The 8577-nt window shown below is 68.2% G+C and carries 7 protein-coding genes and 1 pseudogene; 1 reads left to right on the top strand and 7 read right to left on the bottom strand.

All coding sequences use genetic code 11. The features are described 5' to 3' along the window. The 6 genes and pseudogenes from RTU05_RS07160 to RTU05_RS18300 form a co-directional block, all read right to left on the bottom strand. Positions 1-680 (bottom strand): LysM peptidoglycan-binding domain-containing protein (locus RTU05_RS07160; protein WP_312596948.1); only part of this gene is annotated, 680 nt, incomplete at its 3' end. A 104-nt stretch (positions 681-784) separates the two neighbouring features. Further along, a complete protein-coding gene (locus RTU05_RS07155; RefSeq protein WP_312596947.1) occupies positions 785-1156 on the bottom strand; it encodes an OmpA family protein in 372 nt (123 codons plus the stop codon). A 64-nt stretch (positions 1157-1220) separates the two neighbouring features. After that, positions 1221-1865, bottom strand: coding sequence for a protein-L-isoaspartate(D-aspartate) O-methyltransferase (locus RTU05_RS07150; RefSeq protein ID WP_312596945.1), 645 nt, complete (start codon positions 1863-1865; stop codon positions 1221-1223). Continuing rightward, positions 1862-2656, bottom strand: coding sequence for a 5'/3'-nucleotidase SurE (gene surE / locus RTU05_RS07145; RefSeq protein WP_312596943.1), 795 nt, complete (start codon positions 2654-2656; stop codon positions 1862-1864). The genes RTU05_RS07150 and surE overlap by 4 nt, the downstream gene beginning before the upstream one ends. Before the next feature lie 174 nt (positions 2657-2830). Further along, complete coding sequence (gene serS, locus RTU05_RS07140) at positions 2831-4108, bottom strand: serine--tRNA ligase (RefSeq protein ID WP_409411601.1); 1278 nt, start codon at positions 4106-4108, stop codon at positions 2831-2833. Positions 4109-4144: 36 nt separating this feature from the next. Next, positions 4145-4453 (bottom strand): annotated as a pseudogene (locus tag RTU05_RS18300) (serine--tRNA ligase); the annotation flags it as partial. 564 nt (positions 4454-5017) lie between these two features. On the opposite strand from RTU05_RS18300, the gene RTU05_RS07135 reads away from it, so the two are divergent. Next, positions 5018-6772, top strand: a complete 1755-nt coding sequence (locus tag RTU05_RS07135; RefSeq protein WP_312596939.1) for a patatin-like phospholipase family protein — start codon at positions 5018-5020, stop codon at positions 6770-6772. Here RTU05_RS07135 and RTU05_RS07130 read toward each other — a convergent pair. Next, entirely contained in the window at positions 6769-8574 is a 1806-nt protein-coding gene (locus RTU05_RS07130) for an aminopeptidase P family protein (protein WP_312596937.1), read from the bottom strand. The genes RTU05_RS07135 and RTU05_RS07130 overlap by 4 nt on opposite strands. Positions 8575-8577: the final 3 nt, after the last annotated feature.

Genomic DNA, 8577 nt, shown 5'->3' with positions numbered 1-8577 from the left:
GCGCCCGACGAGAACGGCTGCGTCACCGGCCGGGTCTGCACCGGCAGGGCCGCATTGCCCGAGGGCGGCGGCGGCGGCGGCGGGATCACGCCGTTGTTCGGCACCAACACGCCCACGGGCGAGGCGCCGGTCGCGTAAGGATCGCGCCCCGTATCCACCGCCGCTTCCGGCAGGATGATTCGCTGGCCCGAGGTGATGGCCCCGCGCGGCCCCAGGCCGTTCAGGTCGATCAGCGTCTGCACCGGCGTCTGGAACCGGCGGCCGACCCCCGAGATGGTGTCGCCCGGCTGGATCACATAGGCCGCGCCGGGGCGCACCGGCCCCGATGGCGCGGTGGACGGCGCGGGGTATGACGGCTGAGAGGCGGGAGGGGTATAGACCGGCTGGCTGGGCGTCACCGTGACCGGCGGCGGCAGGGCCCCGCCCTCCACCTGACCGATGGGGGCCGTCGCCGGCGGCGGCGATTCATAGGGCGCGGGACGTGCGGGTTGGGTCTGCGCCCCGCCGGGATAGGGCGACTGCTGACCGCCTGCGGGCGGATAGGCCCCGCGATCCGGCGCCGGCGCCGGCGCCGCATGGGTGGAGTAACGCGGCTCGGACGGATAGGTCATGCAGGCCGCCGCGCTCAGCGAAGCCCCCGCGATCAACGCCGCTCTCATCCAGCCCGAAATCACCGCCACCGGCCGCTCCTCGCATGGTTAAACTCGCCCGCCCGGTGTGCCCGCTCGCGCCCCATAAGCCAACCCCGCAATCGTCGCGGAAATGGGGCGCGAAGGTTAATGTGCTAAAAGTTCACATCCACCGTGACACGCCGGTTCAGCGGCTCGCGCACATCGCGGTCGGTCGGCTTGGCCAGCGCGCGCGTTCCATAAGGTCGCATCTCAATTCTGGCAGGCTCCAATCCGAGCCGCACCAGCTCCGTCGCCATGGACTGAGCGCGTCTGGCGGAAAGCTCGTCGCTGAACGCCTGCTCCTCTGCCGTGTCCATGTGGGCAGCGATCACCACACGGTAGCTGTCAGGTCCATAACGCTGGACGTAGCTGGCTACCTCCCTGGCCGTTTCATATCCCTTCGGCGAGAGATCGGCCTTTCCATAGGGAAAATAATCCAGGAACTGGTGCGCCATCGCCGGCGACGACAAGGCGATGCTCGACAATGCGATGACTGCTAGCGGCCATTTCATATCCGCGAGGTTCGCCCGAAAGAGCCTTGGAGACAAGTCACCCCTCTTTCGCCGTCCCCTCGACCAGGGGCACGAACCGCACCTCCGTCAGACTTTCGCGGCGGAAGGAGCCGTCGCCCTGGCCGACGTAGCGATGCAGCATCTGCACCGAGGTTCGGCCCACCGGGGCGACCAGCACCCCGTTCGGCTTCAGCTGTTTCAGCAGTTCGGTGGGTTCGGTCGGCGAGGCGGCCGTGACCATGATCCGGTCGAACGGCGCCTGTTCGGCCCAGCCCAGGCCGCCGTCGCCATGTTTGGTGATGACATTTTCGATCTCCAGCGTGCGCAGCCGCGCCTCGGCCTCGACCAGCAGGCTGCGGTATCGCTCGACCGAATAGACATAGCGCGCCAGGCGGCTGAGGACCGCGCACTGGTATCCGCTGCCGGTGCCGATCTCCAGCACCCGGTGGCGGGCTTGGACCTCCAGCGCCTGGGTCATCAGGCCGACGATATAGGGCTGGCTGATCGTCTGGGCGCAGTCGATGGGCAGGGCCTGGTCCTCCCAGGCCTGGTCCAGAAACTTCTCGTGTACGAAGACGGCCCGGTCGATGCTCTCCATCGCCTTCAGCACGCGCGGGTCCGTGACCCCCTGCTGACGCAGCGACAGGATCAGGCGGCCGGCGCGGTCGTCGTGCAGGTTCATGCGGCGGCGGGCGCCGTCTTGGGCGGCGCCCCGCCCAGCACCTTCTTCAGGTCATAGACGCTGGACATGTGCGTCAGGTCGATATGCAGCGGCGTGACCGAGATGCGCCCCTCGTCGATGGCGCGCAGGTCCGTGCCCTCGGCGTGCTCCCGCTTTTCGCCACGGAAGCTCATCCAGTAATAGTCGCGCCCGCGCAGATCGGTGCGGCGCACGGCGTGCATTTCGCCCACGTCGCGGAACCCTTGCGTCGTCACCTCGACCTGATCCACCTCTTCGGGTCGGCGGTTGGGGAAGTTCAGGTTCATCACCACGCCCGGCGCCCATTTCTGCGCCAGCAACCGGCCGATGATGGCGGGCGCAAAGGCTTCCGCCGTCTCCCAGTGGGCGACAACCTCGTCGTGGAACCGCTCCAGGCTCTGGCTCAGGGCGATGGAACGGATGCCGAAGGCCATCCCCTGCAGCGCGCCGGCCACCGTGCCGGAATAGCTGACGTCCTCGCCGATATTGTGCCCGCGATTGACGCCCGACAGTACCAGATCGGGCTTCTCCGGCATCAGGTCGTTGACGGCCAGCACGACGCAGTCGGTCGGCGTCCCCGTCACCGCGAACCGCTTTTCGCCCAGGTTCAGCACGCGCAGAGGCTCGGTCAGGGTGATCCCCCGCCCCTTGCCCGACTGCTCCACGGCGGGCGCGCACACCCAGACGTCGTCGCTGATCGTCCGCGCGATCCGCTCCAGACAGGCCAGACCCTCGGCCTCGATCCCGTCGTCGTTGGTCAGAAGAATTCGCATCTTTTCCTTCGTCATCCTCCGGCGAGCGCAGCGAGACCGGGGGACCCAGCGGCGCCAAAGGCGAAATGGTTCGGCGGCAGGATGCCGGAAAATCGGGTTCGCGACAGGTTCACGCTCTCGCGCGCCGCTGGGTCCCCCGGTCGCTTCGCGCCGGAGGATGACGAAAGCGAGCCGTCACCCCACATGGGTCAGACCGCCCATATAGGGCTGCAGTACGGCCGGCACGGCGATCCGCCCGTCGTCCTGCTGATAGGTCTCCATGATCGCCACCAGCGTCCGGCCGACCGCCAGGCCCGAACCGTTCAGCGTATGGACGAACTCGGTCTTCTTCTCGCCGGCGCGCTTGAACCGCGCATCCATGCGCCGCGCCTGGAAGTCCCCGCAGTTCGAGCAGCTGCTGATCTCGCGATAGGTCCCCTGGCTGGGCAGCCAGACCTCCAGGTCGAAGGTCTTCTGCGCCGAAAAGCCCATGTCGCCCTTGCACAGCAGCATCCGCCGGAACGGCAGCTCCAGCGCCTTCAGCACCGCCTCCGCACAGGCCGTCATCCGCTCATGCTCGGCGTCGGAGTCCTCCGGCCGCGCGATGGACACCATCTCGACCTTCGAGAACTGGTGCTGGCGGATCAGCCCGCGCGTATCGCGCCCCGCCGACCCCGCCTCCGCCCGGAAGCACGGCGTCAACGCCGTCATCCGCATCGGTGTCGCCAGCTCGTCCTCGGACAAGATGGTCTCGCGCACGAGATTGGTCAGGGAGACTTCGGCGGTGGGGATGAGCCAGCGGCGCTCATCCATCAGTGTTTGAACTCGCGCGACAGGCTCAAGCTTTCGCGCCGAGCGAATGATCTCAAACTGCTTCAGAACTTCGCTGGCAGTTTGACCAATGAACCGTTTCAGGAAAGCGACAGCCCGTTCGTGAAAAGCTTGGAGGTAGTTCTCGTCTCCGAGGAACTTCTTGGGCACATAATCTTCGACGTCACGTCGTTGCGAAGCCGTGCTTATCGCCTCTTCCGTGACTCGCCCTTCCACATTGGAAATGGCCCAAAGTAGAGTCTCTACATACTCGCCTACGACGTCAACGTCACGCTCGTCGTCACCAAACTCTGCAACGCCAGCCAAGCCAAACAGACCGGAAAAGAGATCGTCACCGAACTTCGGCAACTGCCCGGTGCCGAACATCGCCTCGTCCCGCACCAGCAGCGGCGGGTTCACCTCCAGATAGCCGTGCTGGTCCGTCTGCACATCCAGCATGAACTGCCCCACGGCCCGTTCCAGCCGCGCCAGCTGGCCCTTCAGCACCGCGAACCGTGCGCCCGACATCTTCGCCGCCGCCTCGAAGTCCAGCATCCCCAGGGCCTCGCCCAGGTCAGCGTGATCCTTGGCCGGACCGGTGCGACGCGGCTCGCCCCAGGTCGAGACCTCGACATTGCCCGCCTCGTCCTCGCCGTCCGGCACGCCCTCGGCCGCCAGGTTCTTCTGCGCCGCCAGGAGGTCGCGCAATTCCTTGCCGACGCGCGCCTCGACCTCGGCCGCCGCCGCGATGTCGCCCTTCAGCGCCTCGACCTCGGCTTTCAGCCGGTCGGCCTCGGCCATGTCCTTGCGCCCCATGGCGGCGCCGATCAGCTTGGAGGCCGAGTTGCGCTTGGCCAGGGCGTCCTGCCCTGTCGTCTGGGCGTGACGCAGTTCGCCGTCCAGCCGCAGGATGTCCGCCACCAGCCCATCGGCCTCATCCACCCCGCGCGACGACCAGCCCGCCACGTAAACCTGCGGGTTCTCGCGAATGGCTCTGATGTCGTGCATGGTCTGAAACTTCGGTCAGGCGGGAGAATCCGAACGCTCTACCCGCCCGCGCCGTCACGGGCAACGCGGGAAGCGGCGCCAACACCGCCTACGAGCAGCCAAACAACGCCCTTCTCCCCCCGCGGGATAAGGACTCGCCCACCGTCTTCTCCCCACTTGTGGGGAGGAGGACCGCGAAGTGGCGGAGGGGCTTTTGACGCCCCACAGGCGTCACCTCCCTTTCGTCATCCTCCGGCAAGCCGCTTGCGGCGCAGACCGGGGGACCCAGCGGCGCCGAAGGCGATGCGTCCGCCGCACGATATCGTAGAAACTTGGTTCGCGACAGGTTTGCGCTTACGCGCGCCGCTGGGTTCCCCGGTCTCGCTCCGCTCGCCGGAGAATGACGAAAGAAAGGTCGGCGGAATGCGTTACCCCCCATCGCAATGCGGCTGGTCCATTCCCAGCTAATCCAGCCGCTTGGCGAATTACGCCCTCCAACTTCGCAGCCCAAGGTGCGAGGCCGCTTTCGCGCGTCGGCGTCAGACCCATTCCACCCGCCCCGGAATCTCGCCTACAACCCTCGCCATGGCCACGGTTCGTCCCGATACGCTGGCGGCGTCGCTCGCGCGCATTTTCGAAGGTCGCATGATCGACCGGGCCAGTTGGTTCGCCCTGACCGGCGGCGAGCCGCTTTTCGCCGAGGGTGAGCCGGCCGACACCCTGTATCTGCTGCGCTCGGGCCGCCTGGGCGTCTTCCGCATGGAGGCGGATCAGCCGCCGCATATGCTGGGCGTGGTCAAGGCGGGCGAGCCGGTGGGTGAAATGGCCATGCTGGCCGGAACGCCCCATACCGCCACAGTCGTCGCCCTGCGCGACAGCGAAATCCTGGCCCTGCCGCGCGAAGCCTTCTTCGAGGCCGCCCGCACCGAACCCGACCTGATGGTCGAACTGTCGCGCCTGATGATCCACCGCGCCCGCGAACGCACGGCGGGGGCGTCGGAGCCCAGCGTCTTCGGCTTCGTCTCGGCCCGCCCGCGCCCCATCCGCGCCTTCGTGGAGCGGATCGGCGCCGCCATCCAGGCCATGGGCTTCACCTGCCAGGTCATCGACCAGTCGGCCCTGGCCTCCGCGTCCGAATGGTTCAGCCGGGTCGAGGGCGACCACGACTACGTCCTCTATGTCGCCGAACACGACCAGCCCGCCTGGGCCAATCTGTGCGCGCGTCAGGTGGACCGGATGTTCGTCGTCGGCAGCGGGCTTCTGGCGCCGCCGTCGTCCGTGCCGCGCCGTCACGGCTTCGGCGACGGGCGCCGGCTGACCGATCTGATCCTGCTGCGCGATCCCCGGATGCATCATCCGGCCAACACCCGCGTCTGGCTGGACGCGCTTCAGCCTGACCGCTGGTTCCATTGCGTCGAGGGTCTGGCCGGCGACGCCGAGCGGATCGCCCGCGTCGTCACCGGCACGGCGGTCGGTCTGGTGCTGTCGGGCGGCGGGGCGCGCGCCTATTGCCACATCGGCGCGGTCAAGGCGCTGCAGGACGCCAAAGTCCCCATCGACTTCGCCGGCGGCGCCTCAATGGGCGCGGTCGTCGCCGCCGGTCCGGCCCTGGGCTGGGATCACGAGCGGCTGGATTTCGAAATCCGCCGCGCCTTCGTCGAGTCCGACCCCCTGTCGGACCTCGCCGTGCCGATCATCGCCATGTCCCGCGCCCGCAAGGTCGCTGGCCTGCTGCAGCGCGCCTATGGCGAGATCGACCTGGCGGATCTGGCCCTGCCCTTCTTCGCGGTGTCCTCCAACCTGACTTCGGGGCGGATCGAGGTGCATCGCACCGGCCTGATGCGGCGGGCCATGCGCGCCTCCATCGCCATTCCCGGCGTCCTGCCGCCCGTCGTCATCGACGGTCAGGTGCTGGTGGACGGCGCCGTGCTGAAGAACTTTCCCACCAGCGTCATGCGCCAGTTGAACAGCGGCCCCATCGTCGGCGTGGACATGTCCCAGACGCGGGGCGTCGATCCTCAGGCGCTGGAGAACCCGCCGTCGTGGTGGAAATGGATCCTGTCGGGCGCGTGGAAAAGCGGCCCGCCCATCGTCTCGATCCTGATGCGCTCTGCGACCATCACGACCGACACCGAAATGGAGCAGGCCCGCGCCGACGCCGACGTCCTGGTCCTGCCCCAGGTCGCCGGCAGCGACATCCGCGACTGGAAGACCTACGACGCCCCGGTCGCCACCGGCTATGCGGCGATGACCTCGGCACTCGACGCCCTGCCCTGCCCCGTCGCGCAGATCAGGCATTGTCCCAAGGACGCTCCCCGGTCAGACGGATCGGAGGTCTAAAGCGGCGCGCAGGCCGCCTCCAGCCACTCGCCCGCCGCCCCGTCCAGCAGCGGCCCGACCTTGGCCAGGGTCTCGGCGTGATAGGCGTCGACATAGGCCCGCTCGTCCGGGGTCAGCATCTCGACCGCGATCAGCCTGCGGTCGATGGGGGCGAAGGTCAGCTGTTCGAACCCGTGCATCGGCCGCTCGCCGCCCTCGGGAACCACGGCCGGCGTCACCACCTGCAGGGTCTCTATGCGGATGCCCCAGTGGCCTTCGCGGTAATAGCCCGGCTCGTTGGACAGGATCATCCCCTCCAGCAGCGGTTGGGTCGTGCCCCATTTGGCGATCCGCTGCGGCCCCTCGTGGACGCCCAGATAACTGCCGACGCCGTGGCCGGTGCCGTGATCATAATCCAGCCCCGCCGCCCACATCGGCGCCCGCGCGATGGCGTCCAGCGCCATGCCGCTGGTCCCGGCGGGAAAGCGGATCACGGCTATGGCGATATGGGACTTCAGGACCAGGGTGAACTTGCGCTTCTGATCCTCGGTCGGCTCGCCGATGGCCATGGTGCGGGTCACGTCGGTCGTGCCGTCCAGATATTGGCCGCCGCCGTCCACCAGTAGCAGGGAGCCCTTCTCCACCTTGCGAATGCTGGCGCCCACCGGCTTGTAATGCGGCAAGGCCCCGTTTGGCCCGGCCCCGGCGATGGTGTCGAAACTCAGGTCCTTCAGCGCGCCGGTTTCTTCGCGGAATCGCTCCAGCGTCTCGACCACTTCGCGCTCGTCCGGCAGGGTCTCCTGCGCGACCGTATCGACCCAGTGCAGGAACCGGCTCAGCGCCGCCCCGTCGCGGATATGAGCCTGACGGCTGCCCTCGATCTCGACCGCATTCTTGGCGGCGCGCGGCACGGCGCACGGGTCCATCGCCCGCACCACTGTCGCCCCCGCCGCTTCCAGCCGGTCGAAATACCAGGCCGAGGACAGGGACGGGTCGATCATCACCCTGCGCCCGGCCAGACCGTCCAGGGCCTCGCCCAGCCGCTCCGGCGCCTCAAGCTGAACCGCGTCGCCCAGCCAGGCCGGCAGGCCGTTCGTCACCTTGGCCGGATCCAGGAACAGCCTGGCCCGACCGTCCGCCTCGACCACAGCCTGGCCGATGGGCAGGGGCGAGCGGATCACGTCCCCGCCCCGCACATTGAACAGCCAGGCGATGGACATGGGTGCGGTCAGGACCACGGCGTCCGCCCCGGCGTCGGCCACGGCCTTGCCGATCCGCGCCCGCTTGGACGCATGGGTCTCGCCGGAATAGACATCCTCGTGCGGAACGACCGGCGCCGTCGGCTGGGCCGGACGATCCGCGCCCCAGGCCAGGTCCAGCGGATTGGCGTGCACCGCCCGCAACTCGGCCCCCGCCTTCTTCGCCGCCGCCTTGAAGGCGACCAAGGCGTCGGGGCTGTGCAGACGCGGATCATAGCCGATCACCGCCCCCTTAGCCGCCGTCTCCAGATAGGCGGCGACCTCGGTCAGGTCGCGGCGTTCGAACAGGGCCGGATCGGTCTGGGCCTTCACCTGCACCGTATAGCGGCCGTCGGTGAACATGCTGGCCCGATCCTGGAACACCACCGCCGCCCCGGCCGAGCCGGTGAAGCCCGTCGCCCAGGCCAGCCGCTCGTTGGCGTCCGGCAGATACTCGTTCTGATGCTCGTCTTCGTGCGGGATCAGAAACCCATCCAGCCCCTGCTTGGCCATTTCGGCGCGCAGCAGCGGCAGGTGTTTGCCCCCAAAGGACGGATCGGTCGTTTCGTCAAAGGTCTGGCGCATGAT

The organism is Brevundimonas sp., assembly GCF_032017145.1.
GTDB lineage: Bacteria > Pseudomonadota > Alphaproteobacteria > Caulobacterales > Caulobacteraceae > Brevundimonas.
This window is presented reverse-complemented; position numbering and strand designations above follow the sequence as displayed.